Source organism: Paenibacillus sp. JT31N11, from assembly GCF_056269285.1.
Map to the genome: position 1 here is coordinate 222,117 of NZ_JBWDNQ010000005.1, position 17,594 is coordinate 239,710.

The following is a 17,594-nucleotide window of genomic DNA, read 5'->3' on the forward strand; positions in this document are numbered from 1 at the left end:
TGGACAAATCCTATGAAAAATGCGCCGAAAGGCGCATTTTTTTGCCAATTAAAGCTAAAATTCTACATCAATTGTTAAGATATTAAGTATTTTGTCCCATTTTTTATGTTATAATTACTGACATAAAAAATAGATATGCAGAGGGTTGGGGATGCCTATGTTCGACTGGCTTGGATGGCGCAAGGGACTTCCTTTATGGTGGTCTTATCGGTTGAATGCCGATCTGAAAGAGGATGTGGAGGACAGCTTTGAGGGCATTGCGGACACCAGGATGAACCTGCTGCAGGCATGGACGGCAGAGTATTGGGATCATCTGGACCGCTTGTCTGGCCAGCTGTCCGCATTAAGACAGGGGGCTTCCATTCTCAGCGCAGACAATCAGACAATATGGGAGCGTTTATTCACAGGCACTCATACCCGGGCATCGGATTTCTCGGAAATTTATCTATTGAATGCGGCAGGCAAAGTGGTGTTCTCAACCTGCGAGAGTCACATTGGCCAGCAATACGGCAAAGAAGATCCCATCGCGGACGGAATCAGCTATTCACGTGAAACGAAGGAAGGCCGCAAATGCCTGTTCGGACCTTATGCAGATCCGTGGACGTTGAAAATCGGCCCCAGTTCCTCATCCTTTCACGACAAAATGACGCTGCTCTTCATTACGCCGATTATGGAAGAGGGAGTCTGGTGCGGTGCCGTGTGCGGCCGTGTCCCCAACGATGTCATCGGCGATCTTATTCAACGGGAATCCGGCCACGTGTATCCGGATTCCGGCGATAATTATATCTTTATGGCGAAGCCCGGGTTAAGCAGCCATATCGCCCCCGGAACAGCGCTCTCCCGCAGCCGGTTCGAAGACCGGACCTTCACGCACGGGGAGAATCTGAAGGACGGGGTGACTACAGACTGGGGCATCGTATCGGTTAAGGAGCATACGGAGCTGGAGATCATGTTTACCGACCCGGCCACCGGTCAGCTTCATCCTGGTGTAGCGAATACGATCCGCAACGGCAGCAATCTATTTGTTGAGTTTCCCGGATATTCCGATTACCGCCACATTTCCGTTATTGGAAAAGGGGTTACCTTCCAGCTGCCGCATTGTCCCGATCTGTGGGGCATGATGTGCGAGGGCGACCTGGAGGAGGTATACCGCATCCGCAGTATCAAATGGACGCAGTTCAAGCATCTGCTGGGCTGGATAACGCTGCTGGGCGTGTTTGGCGCGCTGCTGGCCTATCTGCTGGCCGGTCATGTCGGAAGATTGGCAGAGGCGCTGCTGATCGGGGTCTTCAACCTGCTGCTGGGACTTGTGATGATGGTTTCGCTGAACCGCAAGGTCAGCAACCGGGTTGTCCGCCAGATGCGGAGACTGAACCGCTTTATCCGGGTTAATGCGGAGGGCAAGGGAGATCTTACCCAGCGGCTGGACACCGGCTCATTCGATAATAATGAAATGCGCGAGCTGTCCAAGTGGGTTAATAATATGATCGATTCCCTGGAGGGCATCATGCTGCAGGTGAAGCTGGCTTCAACCGATGTGCTGACAAGCCAGCGGCTGCTGAGTGATTCTACAGTTGTGACGGCGGGAACAACAGAGCGGGTAAGCGGCAAAGTCAGCGACATGATCAAGAGCATCCGCAGCCAGTTGAAGGATATCGATATTGCCAAGAGCGTGGCTGACGAGATGCGTGTTACTTTGCGGATGCTGGAGAACAAAGCTTCCGAGCAGATTGGCATCGCCCAGGGAGAACTGGTGCGGATCGGAGACAAAATGGTGCAAATCTCCGATAAGGTGGCGCACACCAATCTTACGATCGAAGCGTTCATGCAGACGACGGATGAAATCCGCAACGTGCTGAATGTCATCGAGGAAATCTCGGCGCAGACGCATCTGCTCGCACTTAACGCCTCGATCGAGGCGGCGCGCGTTGGCGAGCAGGGCCGCGGGTTTGCAGTTGTAGCCGCGGAAATCAAGAAGCTGGCCGATCTGACCCGGAAATCCACCGAGGAAGTCCATGAAATCGTGCATAACATCTATCGCAACGCGCAGGAAGCAACGACAACTATGGCGGAAGGAACGCGGGTGGTCAGTGAAGGCAACGAGCTTGTTGCGGCGGCTTCGGAAATCCTGAGAAACGCGGGCGCGGATGAGTCGTTGAAGACGCAAATTATTGATGAGGTCGTAGTCCTGATGGAGAAAATCGCCACGGTCAGCAAAGATAACCGCCTCATCTCCAAGGAAGTGGAAAGCAATGTCCAGGAGCTTCAAACGGACTTCATGAATGTCCGCCATACTTCCAGTCACGTGGAGGCGATAACCGCCTTTCTGCAGCAGCTGGTCGGGCAGTTCCAACTAACCGAGAAGCGCAGAAGATAGAGATGCTGCCGTCGGACTGACGGCACTCGCAACACCCTTCAAGAATCACAGGCGGCTTAACCGGTGCCGCCAGTGATTTGGATGGGTGTTTTTTTGCTTTCCGGTGAATTTCTTCATTGAAGGTAGCTTTGCCCGCTTGCTGCCATATCTGATTATTCAGTCCTGATTATGGCAACTATAAAGGCATGACAACATGATGACAGATCTGAGGACGGAAGATATGAACAAGGCCTGGAACGAATCCAATGACAAACTCACGGCGAGTCTTGAAGAGAACCGGACCCGACTGGTGCACATGTATCAGGATTGCTGCGATATTATTTTTCTGGAGTGTCCGTTCACCCCGGAATACAGGGGATTTTTTGTTTATTTTGACGGCCTTGCCAATGAGGAACGGTTGAATGAAATTCGGGATACGTTAACCGTGCCGAGAATCGGGGAAGCCGGCGCCGCTGAGGTGGAGCTTGTGGTCCGGGAAAAGCTGGATTACCTGCCCTGCCACAAGATTCATACGTTCAAGCAGCTGGCCGACGAGATCACGGTTGGAAATGTCATACTGCTTGTGGACGGCTTGGCACAAGGCCATACATTCATGCTGGCCGATTGGAGAAAAAGAGCGATTGACGAACCGATTGCCGAATCCGTTGTCAGAGGACCACGGGAAGGCTTTACGGAGGCCATTAATGATAATATGGCCATGCTCCGGCGTAAAGTCAGATCGCCTGAGTTGAAAATGAAGCTGCGTGAGATAGGGCTTTATACCAAAACGAGGGTTGCCCTGGCCTATGTCGATGGCCTGGTCGAACCCGGATTAATTGAAGAAGTGGAGAAACGCCTTACTCGAATTGAAGTGGACGGCATATTCGAGAGCGGCAACATTGAAGAATATATTGAAGATCAGCCATACTCGCCCTTTCCGCAAATTGTTTCGACCGAACGGCCGGACACGGCTGCTGCAGGTTTATTGGAGGGCCGTTTTGTCATTCTGACCGATGGCACACCCTTCGCGCTCATGGCTCCCATTGGCTTAATCTCCATGCTGCAGTCGCCGGAGGACTACTATCAGCGGTATATGATTTCCACGGCGATCCGCTGGCTGCGTTATATATTTATGTTTGTGGCGATGCTGGCTCCATCGGTTTATGTGGCTATTCTCACCTATCATCAGGAAATGATTCCAACCTCCCTCATGCTGAACGTGGCAGAATCCAGAGAGGAGATTCCTTTTCCGGCACTTGTTGAAGCCTTTATTATGGAAATTATGTTCGAGGCGCTTCGCGAGGCCGGCGTCCGGCTGCCGAAACAGGTAGGTGCGGCTGTCAGTATCGTTGGCGCTCTCGTCATCGGACAGGCGGCGACATCAGCGGGACTTGTCTCTTCACCCATGGTCATGGTCGTTGCCATAACCGGTATTGCCTCCTTTATGCTGCCCCAGTACACCCTGGGTATCACCGTTCGCATGCTGAGGTTTCCGATTATGCTGTTAGCGGGATTCCTGGGGCTGCTTGGCGTCTTGCTGGGATTGATCGCAATCGCTATACATTTGTGCTCCCTGCGTTCCTTCGGCGTTCCGTATCTCTCTCCGATTGCCCCACTAATGGAAGGGGAATTGAAAGATATTCTGGCAAGAGCCCCCGCCTGGAGCCCTTCCCGAAGGCCGCGGTTGACCGGACTTGGCGGCGGCATCCGCCGGTCAAGCGGTCTTCGTCCAACTGCTCCCAGGAAAGAGGGGGAGTGAGAGGCCGATGAAGCGAAGAACGATCCGGCAGATTGCACGAATCCTCGTTCTGTCCTTTTTCGTTCCTCTGCTGTCCGGCTGCTGGGACCGAAGGGAAATCAATGATTTGGCTATCGTGCTGGCCGCAGGTGTTGATGAAGGGGAAAAAGGGGAGGTTGAACTTACGGTGCAGATTTATGTTCCTTCGGGCAAGGAAGGCACCGGCTCCTCAGGGGATACAGTAGATGTGAACAGGACGAAGGGGCAAACAACGGTCAGTACGGCCAAAGGCAGTTCGCTTGCCGATGCAATGTCCCATACTCAGGAGCGGCTCTCCCGTAAACTGTTCTGGGGGCATAGCGATGTGTTTGTTTTCGGGAGAAAACGGGCGCAGACCGGCATTAAGGATGATCTGGATTTCATTCTCCGGTTTGGCCAAATGCGCGAGAGGGCCGATGTATATGTAACAGGGGGAAAAGCGATCGACATTATGAAGATACTTCCACGGCTTGAGCGAAGCTCCATGGAGGCGCTTCGCGAGCTGTCTAAATTGGAGGTAAGCACGGAGATTGATCTCAAAACCATCATCCAGAACATGATAGAAAACCCGGAACAAACGTTTTTTCTTCCCTACGTGCAAGCAGGAAGTAAAATATCGGATGAGCATCATCTGCATAAGACAGACATGTCCTATTTTAATGGCGTAGGTATTTTCAAGCAGGGGGTGATGGTAGGTCATGTGGATGATGACCTTACCCGCGGGGTATTCTGGCTGACCGACCGCATTAAATCTTCAGTCATCACCCTGACTCCGGAGGACTCGGAAGGAACAGTATCGATTAATTTGATAAGCACCTCAACGACCTTCCATCCCCATATTGACCGCAACGGCAAATGGCAGATGGTCGTGTCCATCGTAGGGATGGCGGATGTTGTAGAAAATACGACAAAGCTTGACCTGATGAAGCCTGGCAACATTAAGCTGATCAATCAGGGGGCAAATGACCTCATCCGGGACAGAATCGAGCGGGCGCTCAAACAGATCCAGATGAACATGAAGGCTGACATATTCGGCATCGGAGAATCCTTCAGGAGGCATTATCCCAAGCAGTGGAAGCAGGCCAAGATGAATTGGGGTGAGCTTTTTCCACTGGTGGATATTGATGCGAATGTAAAGATACGTATTATTCACATGGGAATTGTGAGTCCCAATATCAGCACGCTTAATCCCGGGGAGGAGAAATGATATGTTTGTCGTCATGGTCTTGATTTATTGGATTATCTGCGGATTCATCTATGGCCTGGACCGAAAATCGCTGCTGGCGGGAAAACGCGAGACCATCGTTTATTGTGTGATTGGAGCTCTGGGGCTGCTGCTGTCGATCGGCCTTCTGATTAACAGCAGGCTGCCCGGGCCTACCCAGTGGATAACGGCCATTTACAAACCGGTCTCCAGGCTGCTGGAGCCCTAATAAATGGAGGGGACATATGGACCGAGGTAAAATTTCTGCCCTGCAGGCAGCCATACTGTTGTATCAGGCGGTGGCAGCCTCAAGTGTATTGTTGATGCCGGCCATCACAACGCGGCTAACCGGCCGGGATATGTGGATCACTCCGATCATAAGCTCGCTGGTAGGTTATTTAATGATCTGGATCGCGGTTCGCCTTTACCGCCTATCGCCCGAGGGGTCCTTCGCCGGCTTGATAGAGTGGGTGCTGGGCAAGACGCTGGGCAAAGTCTGCGGCATTCTGTTTGTTTGTTTTCAGATGCATATTTTGTCCATCGTTATCCGCGATTACGGGGACTTTATTGTCAGTAATTTTTTTGTGAAAACACCGCTGATTGTGGTTAGCGGAAGCATGATCGTCCTTTGCATATGGGTGCTCAAAGCGGGAGTTGAAGTGTTGGCCAGATGCACACAGCTATTTGCTCCGTTCATCTTATTCTTCCTGCTGCTGGCGCTTCTTCTCTCCATCCCGGGCTTCGAGGCCAACAATATACTTCCTGTATTTGAGAATGGCCTGACGCCGATTTTGAAAAGCTCTCTTGTGGTGGATGGCTGGTACTGCCAGTTCCTGTTGATTTTATATTTCCTGCCTCAGGTCAAGGATGACAAGAAAGTCATGAAATGGGGATTTCTGTCCGTAACGGCAATGGGGCTGACCATGTGTGTCACGAATCTCGCGGTTCTGATGCTCCAGGGAGACTCCACCGCCATCTACAACTATTCTGTTTTTGTAGCAGCCCGTTACATCAGCTTGTCGGATTTTCTCGAGCATGTGGAAGTCATGGTGCTGCTGGTATGGGTATTCGGAGCCTTTATTAAAATCAGCGTCTTTTTTTATGCCGCCACCCTCAGTATGGCAGAGACGCTTGGGTTGAAAAACCATGGGGTTATTGCGGCTCCTATGGGCCTGCTCGCGCTGATCATGTCTTTCTGGTCCTTGCCGGATTTCCAGACGCTGGCGCGATTCGTTTCTACGGCGGGCACTTTTTATATTTTAACAGGCTTTCTTGTTTTTCCAGTCCTTATCTATTTGGCGGCGCTGATACGGAAACGGATCAATTGAAGAGGGCGGCGGCGGTGCCCGGGGCATCAGGCAGGCACGGCAAGTTTCGGTACATGCGGGGAGTGGTAATGTGGTACGATAGGGGAAGCCGGTTTCCGAACGAATCGTAACGGAAGGTTTAATGATAAAATGAGGTGGATGTATTGGCAGGTTTTGAGGAGTTAGGTATTGCGAAGGAGCGGGCTGCCGCTCTGCACATGGGTGGCATTCAGGAAGCAACCCCGATTCAGGAAGGGGCGATTCCCGTTATTTTGAGCGGGAGCGATGTCATTTGCCAGGCGCAGACGGGAACAGGCAAGACGCTTGCTTTTTTGCTGCCTATGCTGGAGAAGATCAAACCGGATAAGGACGAGCTGCAGGGGCTGATTTTGACCCCGACCCGCGAGCTTGCGCTGCAAATCACGACCGAGCTCAAGCGGTGGCTCGCTTCGAAGACGGAGTTCAGCGTGCTTGCCGTTTACGGCGGGCAGGATGTGGAAGCGCAGATGCGGAAGCTTAAGCGTGCCGTCCACATGATCGTGGCGACACCGGGCAGACTGCTTGATCATATACGCCGCGGGACGATTTCATTGTCTTCGGTCAAAATGTTCGTGCTCGATGAAGCGGATCAAATGCTGCATTTGGGCTTTCTGAACGAGGTTGAGGAAATTATGACCAAGCTGCCTTACCGGAAGCAGACGATGCTGTTCTCGGCTACGATGCCGGGCAGTGTGCGGACCTTGGCTGCCCGGATTATGCTGGAGCCCAAGGATATTACCGTCAAGGCCCCGAAGGTGACGGTCAAAGGGATTCGCCAGCTGGTGGTTGAGACCTCCGACCGCGGCAAACAGGCGGCGCTGGTCCGTCTGATTGAGGAGCAGCGCCCGTATCTGGGCGTGATTTTCTGCCGGACGAAGCGCCGGGCCAAAGCGCTCAACGAAGCGCTGCAGGAGCTTGGCTATGTCAGCGACGAGCTGCATGGCGACTTGTCGCAGGCCAAGCGCGAGCAGGTCATGAAGCGTTTCCGCGATGCGAAGCTTCAGCTTCTGGTGGCGACGGATGTGGCTGCCCGCGGTCTTGATGTGGAAGGGGTAACGCATGTATTTAATTATGATGTTCCTCAGGATGTAGACAGCTACATTCACCGGATCGGCAGAACGGCGAGGGCGGGCGGCGAAGGCCTGGCCATAACGCTTGTGGTGCCGAGCGAAAGGCCGGAGATGGCTGCGATCGAGCAGGGCATCAATCAAAAGCTGGAGCGCGAGCGGGGAAGCGCAAGCGGCGTATCGCTGCATGGGGACTCCGCCGAAGTGCGTCCTGACCGCCAAGGCGCGGGCAGATCCAGCGGGCGCCGCAATGACCGGGATAGCAGAGAGCGCAAGCCGGTCTCAAGAGGCCGTTCCGGCGGCAGGCAGACCGCACCGGTCCGTGCGGATTCACGCGGACGCGGGCGCTCGGGCGGACGCGGCGCGGACTCTGGTGGCGAGACATTCGAGTGGGGCGCAGGACGCGCCGCTGGAGCAGGGCGCAGTGCCGGGAGGCCGGCTGCAGCGGGACGCATCGCAGGCGGCAGCCGGGCGGGCGTGGTACGCGGCGGCGAAGGCCGCGAAGCGTATGGGTCTGGCGCGGCGCGCGGGAGCGAAGCGCGGGCGGCTGGTGGCCGGCGCAGCGGCGAAGGCCGCGAAGCATACGGGTCTGGCGCAGCGCGCGGAAGCGAAGCGCGGGCGGCTGGTGGCCGTCGCGGCGGCGAAGGCCGCGAAGCGTACGGGTCTGGCGCGGCGCGCGGGAGCGAAACGCGGGCGACTGGCGGCCGGCGCAGCGGCGAAGGCCGCGAAGCGTACGGGTCTGGCGCAGCGCGCGGAAGCGAAGCGCGAGCGGCTGGTGGCCGGCGCAGCGGCGAAGGCCGCGAAGCGTACGGGTCTGGCGCAGTGCGCGGTAGCGAAACGCGGGCGGGCAGTGGTCACCGCAGCGGCGAAGGCCGCGAAGCGGGCGGGGCTGAAGCCGCACGCAGCAGCGAGTTTGCTCCGCGCGCTGGGGCTCCCCAGTTTCCGCGCCTGCGGCAGCAGCCGGAGGCCGCGCAGCGAAGCGATTCAAGGGGCCGGTCCAAAGCGGGTGGACCTTCCGGCCGCGGCGGAAAATCCTCGCCGCCCGGAGGCAATCGCCGAAGCGGCAATGCCAATGCACCTGGCTCAGGAAAGCCGAACCGCAACAAGTCAAGATAATGATACATGGAACAAGGCAGCGGAATTTCCGCTGCCTTGTTTCCGTTTGTGCACTCTTAATGTCGGAGGACAAGAATATATATCTGATCGGATCCGCTTAAACCACGGTTTTTTGTTTTATATATGTTCTTGTCCAAAACGAAAGTTAGCCGAAAAGGATAAGAAGATATATGGTTTGGCCTTGATGTATTTCAACGATTTCCCTGACGATCGAAAGTCCGATGCCAGGCTTGTCATCTTTTCTTCCTCCTCCAGCGCGATAGAGCCGTTCGAAGATTCGCTCATGATCCTCTGGATCGACTCCTTTGCCCCTGTCTTTGACGGTTATACACTCTTCCCCTTTTTCTTCAACGAGCCGATTCCCGGAAAGTGGCCCTCGCTCCTGTAACAGATAGCGTTGACCACCAAATTGCTATCTTTGAGAGATCGCATCGATTAACGCCTCCAACTCTTCATCGGGTATGTCCACTTCAACTGTGAAGCTTTGCCTATCCAATAACATCAGGTAGTCGGCTACAATTTTCTGCAATAAATCGACAAGTCGGTCCGAGCGGGATCGCTTCAGAATGATTTTCTGTCTGAAGCTCGTTCCGGTCCTGCACCTATAAATCCTTCATGCCATCGAAAGGTATTTGTCTTGCTTAAATCGAGCAGCAGGTGTGCTTCTCTATGGCTGCTTATAATGGCTGACCTTCATTAACAGGATTTTGATATCCCCGAGTCACCGTCCACACGCTTGCCTTGTCGGAAGCGGAAGCGCTGCGTACGCGTGAGAGGAGAACAAGGCTCAAATAAAAGAGAGCCATACGCATGGCTGCTTCTGCAAATACTTTTTCCATGACATTTATTTCATAAGCACCCGAAATGCGCTGATCTTATGGCTCAGGACTGACAAGTTTTGTGCTGCACATTGATTATCACTGGAGCTTGCTTGTTCTCTCCTTTACGATAGCAATTAGCAGACGGCGATATGCCGCGAGCAAGTTGAAAGGGAAGAAAGGGGAGAATGTTTCAGTATGAGCAGGAAAATCATTGATTGCGATGTGCATCCCTATCCGCTCAATACGGATGAAATCCGCTCTTATTTGAAGGAGCCGTGGAAGGACCGGTTTTCGGGAGCAAGCCGCGGCTTTTTTGGAAATCCGGTTCACGGAGCGCGTCTGGATGCCACACCGCCCAAGGGAGGACCGTCAGGCTCGGACCCGCAATTTTTGCGCGAGCAGCTTATCGACGAATACGGGGAGCAGCACGCCGTCCTGCTGCCGAGGGCATTCTGCAATCTGCTGCCCGATCCGGATTTTGCCACGGCCGTTGCTGCCGCCTACAATGATTGGCTAGCCGATACATGGCTTGGCAAGTACAACCCGGACGGCGTGTTTAAAGGCTCAATTACGATAGCTCATCAAGACCCGGCTGCCGCTGCAAAAGAAATCGAACGCTGGGCGGGCCATCCGCACTTCGTGCAGGTAATGACCGATTCGGGCGCGCGGGCTCCTTACGGGCAGCGCCAATATTATCCGATCTATGAAGCGTGCAACAAATATGGGCTGCCGCTGGCCATTCATCCGGGAACGGACGGTATGGGCATTAACGTTCAGCCGACTCCGGGCTACCCGACCCATTATATCGAATGGCACACCTGCCTATCACTTGGCTTCCAGGCTCATTTGGTCAGCTTTTTAACGGAAGGCGTTTTCGAGAAATTCCCCAATTTCAAGGTCGTTCTGGTGGAGGGCGGCGTATCGTGGTTGCCCGCACTGATCTGGAGGCTGGACGCGGAATACAAGGCGCTGCGCTATGAAGTGCCGTGGGTGAAGAGAAGACCGAGCGAATATTTGCGCGACCATGTGCGGCTAACCTCGCAGCCTCTGGAGAGACCGGACAACGACAAGCATTTGCTGAACATGCTGGAAATGATGGACGCCGAGCACATTCTGATGTTTTCCAGCGATTACCCGCATTGGGACTTCGATTCGCCGAAGCTTGCGTTTCCCCGGCTTCCCGACGAGTTGGGCAATCGAATCTATTACGAGAACGCCAAGGCATTTTATCGACTATAGAATGGGAGTGGTACTTTAATGGCCCGGCATATCATCAGCAGTGTAAAGGAATTTCCGGTAGGCACCAGAAAAATCGTGCGGCTCGAAGGCCGTTCGGTGGGAATATTCAATGTGAGCGGGACTTACTATGCGCTTAAAAACAGCTGCCCCCACCAGGCCGCGCCGCTCTGCGCGGGTACGGTAACCGGCATGACCCTGCCATCCATGCCGGGCGAATACTTGTATGGAAAACAAGGCCAAATTGTGCGCTGTCCCTGGCACGGCTGGGAGTTCGACATTACGACCGGCCAATCGATCTACGATCCGCACCGCTGTCTTGTGAAGACGTATGAAACGGGCGTGGAGACTGAGCCCGCCCAGGAGGAAGCATCCCCTTCGGCTGAAACCTATACGGTAGCGGTGGAAGAGGAAAAAGTAATCGTGTATATATGACGAGGAGGGTTAGCCGGTGTACAAACCATTTTCCAGTAGATTCGTGTTAATGATGACTGTCATGTTAACGGCAGCGCTCGTATTATCCGCATGCGGCGGCAACAACGGTGGAGGCAATGGAGGGAGCGGCAGCGAGAAGGCTGCGGAGGGAGCGGATGCCGGACAGAAGAAGCTGACCATTTCGATCATGTCCTCGCTGCAAACCGAGCCGCCTGATATGAACAGCGCCTTTTGGACGGGGCTGGAGAAACGGACGAACGTCCATCTGAACATCGATTGGGTTCCGATCAACGACTACACAAACAAGGTGAATCTGGTGCTCGCCTCCGGCAACATTCCCGAGGTGCTGACGGTAACTGAAACCAATTTATCCACGCTTGTGGATGCGATCAACAAAGGCACCTTCTGGGACCTTGGTGAATTTCTCGGCGATTTCAGCAAATATCCGAATTTGAAAAATAATGTGCCGGAAAGCGCCTGGAAGCTGCTCCGTTATAATGGCAAAACATACGGCCTGCCGCGCACCAGACCGCAGATTACCGGGTCGGAGCATATACGCAAAGACTGGCTCGACAAGCTGGGGCTGCCCGTGCCGAAAACGATGGACGAATTGCTCGTCACATTGAAGAAAATCGTGGACAGCGATCCGGATCACAACGGCAAAAAAGATACGATCGGCACCATGTTCGACGAATCGTACCGGACAGCCTTCGGCGGTATGGAGCCCCAATATACGCCGGACGGCGAGGGGATGTATCCCAAAGAATTGACCGATGCCTACACCAGTATGGTGGAATGGTACCGGAAGGCGTATGCGGACGGGTTGATGTCCCAGGAGTTCGCCATTATGAAGGACTTGCAGTATTCGGATATGTTCGGAGCCGGGCTGGCTGCGTTCTACCGGAAAAACCCCTGGCACCAATACGATCTGGAGCAGTCGGCCAAGAAGGTGCAGCCTGAGGCGAAGGTGGAAATTATTCCTTATTTGACTGGACCGAAAGGCAATACAGCCATCCTCTCTCCCGGCTTCTACGGGGCGCTATACATCCCGAAGAGTGTGCCAAAGGATAAGGTCGAGCAAATTCTGCAGTTCTATAATACGATCGCCAGCGACGAGATTACGAAATATATCACGTACGGGGAAGAAGGCGTTCATCATTCGGTCGATGAAAACGGTGTCATTCAAATGACAGACCAAGGCAAGAAGGAGATTAACAATACGACGATCGAGCCTTTTGTGTTAAAGTTCGACCCCTGGTCCAAAACGGACAGCCCTATTGCGCCTCACGAGGTCAATTTGCAAAATCGAGAGATGGTAAAGCCCGAGCTCGAGGCGGGCAAGGTTGATCCCTTCAGCGTCATCAATTCGTCGTCCTGGGTCACCCAGTGGCCCAAATTTGAAGGGGAATTTACAACCGTTCGTACAGAGGCCATTATCGGCAAAATCACGATGGAGCAGTATAAAGCCCACATTGAAGAGTTGAAAGCAAAAAGCGAATTTACCCAAGCCTATAAGGAGTTCGCGGAAAGCTATAAATCGTTGTTCGGGTAATCGTCCGGAAACAATGCGAAGGGCCCGGACTGTCCGGCGGCAGTCCGGGTACGGTTATAACAACAATAGTTTGTTGAGAAACGGGGTGCGGCAATGAACGAAGCAGGCGTCGTTACAGGTCCGGCTGCCAGCGGCAAGAGATCCGCGAGATGGGCTGTGATCGTAAAATACCGGTATATGTATTTGCTGGTTTCGGCCGGGCTAGTCTATTTTGTTCTGTTCAAAATCGTTCCCATATGGGGGCTGCTGATCGCCTTTCAGGATTACTCCCCCGTTCTGGGCATATCAGGAAGCCACTGGGTAGGATTCAAGCATTTTACCGAGATGTTTAAATACGAGCAGTTCTACGATCTGCTCCGCAATACGCTGTTGATCAATATTTTCAGTCTGGTGTTTCTGTTCCCGCTGCCGATCCTGCTGGCCATCATGTTGAACGAGGTGCGGCATGAGGTATTTAAAAGAATCAATCAATCCATTTTATATATCCCGCATTTTTTATCCTGGGTCATCATCTCTAGTCTGACCTACTTCATGTTCTCGACCGATGTGGGGATCATCAATAAGGCGATCCGCGGCATGGGTCGCGATGCGGTCGCCTTCTTGAACGAGCCCCACTATTTCTGGGGGCTGCTGACCCTCCAAAACATATGGAAGGACGCCGGCTGGGGAACGATCATATTTTTGGCGGCAATCGCCGGCGTCAATCCGTCGTGGTACGAAGCCGCCGTTATCGATGGCGCGGGGAGAATGAGACAAATCTGGCATATTACGCTGCCCGCCATCCGTCCGACGATCGTTATTCTGCTCATCCTCAGGCTGGGCAGCATTGTGGACGTCAGCTTCGAGCAAATTCTTCTGATGCTGAATCCGCTGGTGCTGTCCGTAGGCGAAGTGTTTGACACCTATGCGTATAAACAGGGCATTCTGAGCGGACAAATGAGCCTCGGGGTTGCCGTCGGTATGTTCAAAAGCGTGGTGGGACTGCTGCTGGTGGTCGCCTCTAATTATATCGTGAAGAAGCTGGGACACGAGGGAATCTATTAACAGAAGGGAGGCTTAATGCATGAGCATTGTCCATCGTAAGCGGCTGACGGTGTTCGATTATACCAACTATATTCTCTTGGCGGTCATTTCAATTGCGTGCTTGTTTCCTGTTCTATACATTGTGCTGGTCTCATTCACGGATAAGGATGTGTATGTGCCGTTCAGTTACCGCATATGGCCGAAGCAATGGTCGCTGGAGGCGTACACGTACATATTGTCGACGCAGAGCTTTATATCCGCTCTCAAAAATACGGTGTTTATCACCTTGGTCGGCACTGTGATCAATATTGTCGTTACCTTCACGATGGCATACGGCATAACGGAAAAGCAAATGCCGTTCAGGAAAGTGATCATGGCCGTGATCGTGTTTACTCTAGTGTTTAGTCCCGGCATCATTCCGAACTACCTGCTGATCAAGGATTTGGGGCTGCTAAACTCCTTCTGGGCGCTGCTTTGGCCGGTTGCCACAAATGCCTGGAGCCTGATTGTCGTCAAGAGCTTCCTGGATTCCATTCCCGGCGAATTAAGAGAATCTGCGAAAATCGATGGATGTACCGATTTGGGCGTCTTTTTCCGCATAATATTGCCGCTGTCGAAGCCGGCTCTTGCCGCATTCACGTTGTTTTTTGCGATCTCCCACTGGAACGAATATTTTACGGCAGTCTTGTATTTGACGGATACAAGCAAGTGGACCTTACAGGTGCTGGTCAAGACGATGGTACTGGACGCCTCTTCCAATATGACGGGCAGCATGTCCGCTTTCAGCGGCGACCAGGTGCTTCCCCAGGAAACGGTGCGGCTCGCCTCCGTCGTGCTGGCCATGCTTCCAATCTTGGTCGTCTATCCGTTTTTGCAAAAGCATTTTGCCAAAGGGGTCATGCTCGGCTCGATAAAAGGTTAATCCGGAGCTTCCCGGAAAACAGGAGAAAAGAAAACGGTCTCGAACTCTAAAAAGAGAAGAGAATATGCGGGCGGCGGTCGAACGGCTGGCGGAGCAACTGAAGGAGAATGACGATTCTCCGAATTGCTTTGCCGGTAAGGGGGCGATAAACAAATGATTAAACGTTTTCGTCAAATACTGCGTCTCATAACCTTCAGTCAATTCAAGAAGCATTATTTATACCAACTTGTATGGTTCGGCTGTATTTCCGTCTGTATTCCGGTTATTCTGATCGGCGGAGTGTATTACCAGTTTTCCCGGAGCTCGGCGATTAACGAATTGGAGAATGTGTCCGAGTCTTCGCTGGTTCTGTCCCAGAAAAGGCTGGAACGGATTTTCCAAGGCATCGAGCTTTCTTCCTTGCAGCTTGCTACCGATCCCTTGATTCGCAATTCTTTTTTGGACGGCGACTCGAAGGAGAAGATACTGGTTCACCTGGATATTTTAAAATTGCTTCAAGTAGCCAAAACGACCAACGATTTTATTGACGATATTATTGTATACAATGACGCCTCCGAGGATATTCTCAATTATCGGCAGGGCTTTGTACTGAAAAATATGTCCGTCTATGAAAATGTGCTTGACCAGATGATGCAGATGGAGCAAAAAGACCGGTGCACGAGCATGCCGCTGGAGGGAAACGATGTTTTTTTGTCCTGTATCCGCTTTCTTTCCCCTGCGGGCACAACGCAAGCTAAGGGACTGCTGATCGTCAAAATAGACAATAAGATGATTCAAACCTATTTGGAAGGTCCCGCCGTCTATAATGCCAAGCTATCCATGCTGGTGCTGGACGCGTCCGGGCAGGCTTTGGCCAAAGTAGGCGAATATTTCAGCAAGAGAACGTTTCAGGACGATCCGTCCATCCAGTCGATTATTGATTCCAAGCTGAATGAAGGCCGATTTTATGTCAACGACGACGACGGCAATCGTTATTTTTATTCCTATCGAAAAAGCGAGCTGGGACGAATCTATATATCCAAATCATCGGATGCCGATATTGCGAAGCATGTGAGCTGGATTCGCTGGGTGATCGTATCCACGATTCTGCTGTTCATCAATATCGGCTTTCTATTGACGATTATTACGAGCCTGAAGGTTTACAATCCGATCAAGCAGCTGGTCGACCTGGGCAAGAAGCTTGGCAGGCAGGGTTCAGGCCCGGAACCTCAATTCGCTGGCGATATTTCGTTTTTTCAGCAATGCTGGATTTACTTGAATGAGGAGTCGCAAAAAATCAACCGATATGTGCAAAAATGGGAGCCGGCCGTCAAAGAGAGCTTTCTGCTGCAATTGCTGGAGCAAGGCTCTTTCAATTGGAATTTGACCGATGTGCGGTCGGGGGTAGCCTCCTTGATCAAGGAAGAGCATTATTTTGCCGTGCTGGTTATTGAAGTGGAAGATTTGTACAAGGAAACGCGGTTCAGCCACAGGGATGGGTCTATCGTTTCGTTTATTATTAAAAATGTATTGAACGAATTGCTGTTTAAGCAGGAGCAACTGATCGGGGAAGCGGCAACCGACCGCAACGGCCGGGGAATCGGGCTGATATCGTGCCGTTCCGAGCTGTCCGAGTCCGCCATGATCGAGGAGGTTAAGAGGTTTGCGGAGGAACTGATTCAAGCGTTCCAGCACTTTTTGAAATTGAAGATTTGCGTCGGCATGGGCAGACTTTACCAGCATATCGACGATGTATACACGTCCTACCACGAAGCAATGGAAGCTCTTAATTACCGGATTCATTCGAACCACAGCGCGATTCTGTATATTGAAGAGCTGGAAAACGACAGGAAGCGGGAATCGTTTTATTATCCGGCTACGATTGAGGAGGCGCTGATCGGGCATTTGGAAAACCGCCGTTTTCCGGAAGCGGAGAGTGCTCTGAGTGAATATATTAAAGCGATTTTATCGTCGGGGTCGCATCAGATTGTTTCCCAATGTTATTCTGTGCTCCTGGCATCCATGATCAAATCGCTTGCGAAGCTGGGTTACACTCAAATATTCGAGCATCGTCTTTCCGAAAGCTTCCAGCAAAGAAAAACGCCCTCCGAGGTTTACGATTGGGTCATTCAAGCCATATTTCCCTTGTACAAACGGGTTCTGGAGCAGAACGGCAGCGACAATCTGCCAGTCAAAAAGGTTTGCCAGTTTATTAATGAACATGTGCACGAAGATATTTCGCTGTCGCAATGTGCCGGCCTGGCCGGCATCAGTCCGTCCCATCTCAGTAAATTGTTCAAGAAAGAAACCGGTATGAATTTTCTGGACTACATGCTGGACCGCAAGCTGAAGCACGCCCAGGAGCTGCTGGTCAGCACGAGCCTGAGCACACTGGAAATTGCCGGGCAGATCGGTTATTCGGAGCGGAGCTTGATCCGCATTTTCCAAAAATACGTCCATATGACTCCGAATCAATACAGACTCGTCAAAGTTAGCGGCAGCGGCTCTTAAGTGGTTGATAGGAATTGATGATTTGATAGGTGAAGACGTCATATAGAATAAAGCCTAAGGACATCCCGTCATGGGCGAAGGGTGCAGCAGTAATAAAGAATCTTGGTCTTATAGAAGGTAAAGGCACGAACGGATTTGATCCTAATGGGCTGACGATAAGAGCTGAAGCTCTAACGGTTCTGCTGAGAATGCTGGCGCAACTGTGAGAGTAAAGCCATTTCCACATATGTGGAGTGCTGTTCATAGTTC

General features: G+C 52.5%; 14 protein-coding genes. 13 read left to right on the plus strand and 1 reads right to left on the minus strand.

Going from position 1 to position 17,594, the window contains the following annotated elements:
- Positions 1-151: 151 nt before the first annotated feature.
- From AC0YNV_RS19610 to AC0YNV_RS19635, 6 genes are all read left to right on the plus strand, one after another.
- Entirely contained in the window at positions 152-2,377 is a 2,226-nt protein-coding gene (locus AC0YNV_RS19610) for a methyl-accepting chemotaxis protein (protein ID WP_475769535.1), read from the plus strand.
- 193 nt (positions 2,378-2,570) lie between these two features.
- On the plus strand, positions 2,571-4,115 hold the full coding sequence (locus AC0YNV_RS19615; RefSeq protein ID WP_475769536.1) for a spore germination protein: 1,545 nt from the start codon (positions 2,571-2,573) through the stop codon (positions 4,113-4,115).
- 7 nt (positions 4,116-4,122) lie between these two features.
- A complete protein-coding gene (locus AC0YNV_RS19620) occupies positions 4,123-5,340 on the plus strand; it encodes a Ger(x)C family spore germination protein (protein WP_475769537.1) in 1,218 nt (405 codons plus the stop codon).
- A gap of 1 nt (position 5,341) precedes the next feature.
- Positions 5,342-5,566 (plus strand): hypothetical protein, encoded by a 225-nt coding sequence (locus AC0YNV_RS19625; protein ID WP_210039124.1) that lies wholly within the window; start codon positions 5,342-5,344, stop codon positions 5,564-5,566.
- Between the two features lie 16 nt (positions 5,567-5,582).
- Positions 5,583-6,665, plus strand: a complete 1,083-nt coding sequence (locus AC0YNV_RS19630; RefSeq protein WP_475769538.1) for a GerAB/ArcD/ProY family transporter — start codon at positions 5,583-5,585, stop codon at positions 6,663-6,665.
- 143 nt (positions 6,666-6,808) lie between these two features.
- Positions 6,809-8,866: a DEAD/DEAH box helicase gene (locus AC0YNV_RS19635; protein ID WP_475769539.1), complete on the plus strand. Its 2,058-nt coding sequence runs from the start codon at positions 6,809-6,811 to the stop codon at positions 8,864-8,866.
- A gap of 145 nt (positions 8,867-9,011) precedes the next feature.
- On the opposite strand, the gene AC0YNV_RS19640 is transcribed toward AC0YNV_RS19635, so the two are convergent.
- Positions 9,012-9,257, minus strand: coding sequence for an ATP-binding protein (locus AC0YNV_RS19640; RefSeq protein WP_475769698.1), 246 nt, complete (start codon positions 9,255-9,257; stop codon positions 9,012-9,014).
- Positions 9,258-9,882: 625 nt separating this feature from the next.
- Here AC0YNV_RS19640 and AC0YNV_RS19645 point away from each other — a divergent pair.
- The 7 genes from AC0YNV_RS19645 to AC0YNV_RS19675 all read left to right on the plus strand — a co-directional run bounded on the left by AC0YNV_RS19645 (position 9,883) and on the right by AC0YNV_RS19675 (position 17,551).
- Positions 9,883-10,926, plus strand: a complete 1,044-nt coding sequence (locus AC0YNV_RS19645) for an amidohydrolase family protein (RefSeq protein WP_475769540.1) — start codon at positions 9,883-9,885, stop codon at positions 10,924-10,926.
- Positions 10,927-10,944: 18 nt separating this feature from the next.
- The gene (locus AC0YNV_RS19650) at positions 10,945-11,358 is read left to right on the plus strand and encodes a Rieske (2Fe-2S) protein (RefSeq protein WP_475769541.1); all 414 of its coding nucleotides are present in this window, start codon (positions 10,945-10,947) and stop codon (positions 11,356-11,358) included.
- Positions 11,359-11,374: 16 nt separating this feature from the next.
- Positions 11,375-12,910, plus strand: a complete 1,536-nt coding sequence (locus AC0YNV_RS19655) for an extracellular solute-binding protein (RefSeq protein WP_475769542.1) — start codon at positions 11,375-11,377, stop codon at positions 12,908-12,910.
- Between the two features lie 93 nt (positions 12,911-13,003).
- The gene (locus tag AC0YNV_RS19660; protein ID WP_475769543.1) at positions 13,004-13,954 is read left to right on the plus strand and encodes an ABC transporter permease; all 951 of its coding nucleotides are present in this window, start codon (positions 13,004-13,006) and stop codon (positions 13,952-13,954) included.
- Between the two features lie 19 nt (positions 13,955-13,973).
- A complete protein-coding gene (locus AC0YNV_RS19665; RefSeq protein ID WP_475769544.1) occupies positions 13,974-14,855 on the plus strand; it encodes a carbohydrate ABC transporter permease in 882 nt (293 codons plus the stop codon).
- A gap of 153 nt (positions 14,856-15,008) precedes the next feature.
- A complete protein-coding gene (locus tag AC0YNV_RS19670) occupies positions 15,009-17,345 on the plus strand; it encodes a helix-turn-helix domain-containing protein (protein ID WP_475769545.1) in 2,337 nt (778 codons plus the stop codon).
- Positions 17,346-17,374: 29 nt separating this feature from the next.
- A complete protein-coding gene (locus AC0YNV_RS19675) occupies positions 17,375-17,551 on the plus strand; it encodes an S-layer homology domain-containing protein (RefSeq protein ID WP_475769546.1) in 177 nt (58 codons plus the stop codon).
- The last annotated feature ends 43 nt before the right edge of the window (positions 17,552-17,594 follow it).

Excerpts from the sequence above, each read along its gene's own strand:
- AC0YNV_RS19615 (WP_475769536.1), top strand. The coding sequence starts at position 2,571 with ATGATGACAGATCTGAGGACGGAAGATATGAACAAGGCCTGGAACGAA.
- AC0YNV_RS19670 (WP_475769545.1), top strand. The coding sequence starts at position 15,009 with ATGATTAAACGTTTTCGTCAAATACTGCGTCTCATAACCTTCAGTCAA.
- AC0YNV_RS19665 (WP_475769544.1), top strand. The coding sequence starts at position 13,974 with ATGAGCATTGTCCATCGTAAGCGGCTGACGGTGTTCGATTATACCAAC.
- AC0YNV_RS19645 (WP_475769540.1), top strand. The coding sequence starts at position 9,883 with ATGAGCAGGAAAATCATTGATTGCGATGTGCATCCCTATCCGCTCAAT.
- AC0YNV_RS19625 (WP_210039124.1), top strand. The coding sequence starts at position 5,342 with ATGTTTGTCGTCATGGTCTTGATTTATTGGATTATCTGCGGATTCATC.
- AC0YNV_RS19650 (WP_475769541.1), top strand. The coding sequence starts at position 10,945 with ATGGCCCGGCATATCATCAGCAGTGTAAAGGAATTTCCGGTAGGCACC.
- AC0YNV_RS19620 (WP_475769537.1), top strand. The coding sequence starts at position 4,123 with ATGAAGCGAAGAACGATCCGGCAGATTGCACGAATCCTCGTTCTGTCC.
- AC0YNV_RS19660 (WP_475769543.1), top strand. The coding sequence starts at position 13,004 with ATGAACGAAGCAGGCGTCGTTACAGGTCCGGCTGCCAGCGGCAAGAGA.
- AC0YNV_RS19630 (WP_475769538.1), top strand. The coding sequence starts at position 5,583 with ATGGACCGAGGTAAAATTTCTGCCCTGCAGGCAGCCATACTGTTGTAT.
- AC0YNV_RS19610 (WP_475769535.1), top strand. The coding sequence starts at position 152 with ATGCCTATGTTCGACTGGCTTGGATGGCGCAAGGGACTTCCTTTATGG.